This is a genomic window from Candidatus Accumulibacter cognatus, assembly GCF_000584975.1.
GTDB lineage: Bacteria > Pseudomonadota > Gammaproteobacteria > Burkholderiales > Rhodocyclaceae > Accumulibacter > Accumulibacter cognatus.
This window is the reverse complement of the sequence record NZ_JDST02000134.1, coordinates 1-2,480: the sequence shown is the minus strand read 5'-3', so window position 1 is coordinate 2,480 and position 2,480 is coordinate 1. Positions and strand designations below refer to the sequence as shown.

Below are 2,480 nucleotides of genomic sequence, written 5' to 3'. Positions count from 1 at the left end.
CTGCGCGACGCGCGCCAGCAGCCGCGGCCGGTTCAGGTATTGCAGCAGCGTGTGCAGCGTCGTCGTCAGGTCGATCGTCGCTTCGGGATCGCCGGCGTGCTCGACGCGCTCGAGCAGCGCCATCAGGTTCGGCAGTTCCATTAGCGTCAGCGCGGCGGCCATTTCGCTGTTCTTCGACTGCTCGCGGCGCAGGAACTCGGCATACTGCCGCATCGCCTCGGTCCACTGCTCGGCCAGCGCCGCGCGCGCCGCCGGCACCAGTTGCGCTGCGAGATACGGGCACAGCGCCGGGTTGAGGCTCAGATGGTTGTAGGCTTCGCCTCTCGCCAGCCCGGTGGCGACCAGCGCCTGGCCGAGCGCCTGCACCTCGGCCGCCTCCCAGCCGGTCATGTGCCGCAGCATATCGAGATCGACGGCGCCGTGGAAAACGCCGAGCACCGGCGCGCGTTCGCGCAACCCCGGCGGCAGCCGGCGCAGCGACAGCTCGGCGCTGGCCAGCAGCGAATGCTCGCGCTGCCCTGGGAAGCGCCGCTCCATCGCTTCGATCAATTCGACCAGCGCGGCTTGCGTCGCCGCCGGCCCGCGTTCGCGCAGCGCCGGCGCGAGCAGCGCGAGCGTGCGCGCGTGCCCATGCACGGCGTCGACCAGCGACTCGATCTCGGCGCGCTGCGCCTCGGCGGCGTGGCCCATGCCGGCGACGTCGAGGCCGAGCGCGCGTTCGACGAGCTGCACGGCGTCGGCGCGGCTGAGCCGTTCGAGCTCGAGGCGCTGCGTTGCGCCGGCGAACGGCACCGGCAGCGCTTCGCGGCTGGTGAAGACGACGCGCGTCTCGCCGCAGGCGAGCAGCCGCGCAGCGAGACGCAGGATCTCGTCGGCGCGCTCGCGTTCGTCGGAGGCGAGCGCGCTGTCCTCGCCGGCGTCGCTGGGCGTGCTGGCGCCATCTTCGGCGGTGGCGCCGTGTGACCCGTTTCCTCGGTCGAGCGCGAACGGCGGCGCCAGCACGCTCTCGAGGTTGTCGAGTACGAGCAGCGTCGGCTGCTCGCGCAGTGGACGCTCGACCTCGGCCAGCGCCGCGTCGAACGACGCATGCGCGGCGACGCTGTAGCCTTGGCCGAGCAGTTGGCGACCCAGGGCGTCGAGCACGGCGGGCGCGTGTCCGTGCGTTTCGAGCGAAACGAAGGTGGCGCACGCGACTTGCCGCGCGCGCACGCGCCAGCGCGCGAACTCGCTGGCCAGCGCGGTCTTGCCTTCGCCACCCTGGCCGCGAACGACGGCGTAGCGTTCGCCGGCGAGCAGGCGTTCGAACGCGAGGAGTTCGCGGCTGCGACCGACGAAGCCGTGCGCCGGCGGCTCCGGCAGCTTGCCGAGGCGCTTCCTGAGGCGCGCACGCCAGTCTTCGCTCGTCTGCGGGCTGGGCATTTCCCGGAAGAGCGGCGGGTCGTCGCGGTCCTGGTAGAGGACGGGGACGAACCAGTCCTGCAGGCGGAATTCGCCGACGCCGAAGACGCGGCCGCGCACCGGGTTGTCCTGCAGTTCGCGCTGGCCGGCGAGCATCGCGGAACCGACGCGTTGGCCCTGGCTCAAGGCGCGGTAGAAGGATTCGACGAAGCGCCGCGACGTTTCGACGAGGACGCTGTGGCTCATGGCGACCACCCAGCCGACGCCGGTCTTGAGCAGGGCGCTGGCGACCGATTCGTTGGCGCTTTCGGCCTGCGCGCTCTGGCACGCTTCGAGGAAGACGAGCGCAATGCCGTATTCGCGCAGGAGCGCGCCGAGTTCGGGCGAGGGGACGTTGGTGTGCCGGCGCCGGCCGCGCGGGCGTACGTCTTCCGGGTCTTCGAAGCAGAGCGCGCCGAGGCCGGCGTGCCGGTCGTAGACGCCGTGGCCGTCGAAGTGCAGGACGTGGTACGGCTGGCCGGCGCGCTTGGCGCGATCGAGTTCGTCGCGCAAGGCGGGCAGCGTCGGCGGGGTCAAGAGATGCACTTCGACCTGGCCGGCGAGCGCTTCCATCGCGTCGACCAGCGGCCCGGCGCTGGCGCGGAGGTCGATGTAGGAACACGCGTCGTCTTCCGGCCGCGGGCTGGCGAGCAGAACGCGAATCGGGGTGGCGAGGACGGCGACCGGCACCGGCTGTTCGCTCGGCAGCCGGCGGCGCACGCGCACCGGCTCTCCACCCTGGAAGAGGTAGCCGCGGCCGTCGTGCAGGAGTTCCCACGGCAGGCCGAGCAGGAGCGTTGCGGCTTCGCGGGCCAACAGCACTTGCTCTTCGGGTGTGCCGGCGTCGCTGGCGCTGTCGACTTCGACCGAGAAACGGCGCGCGAGGCGCCTCTTGCCGGCACTGCCCAAGCCGCCCGTGCCGCACGAGCCACCGAGCGCGGCCCAGGACTTGAGCACTTCGGCGGTCGGCAACATTGGCAGGGCGGCGCCGTAGAGTGACCATCCCCAGGCGGCGAGTTGTTCTTCGATTCGCTGCGCGCGCT

General features: G+C 72.0%; 1 protein-coding gene. It reads right to left on the bottom strand.

The window, feature by feature from the left end; translation table 11 throughout:
- The coding region (locus AW06_RS19140) for a CHAT domain-containing protein (RefSeq protein WP_034953627.1) at positions 1–2,480 on the bottom strand (2,480 nt) is incomplete at both ends.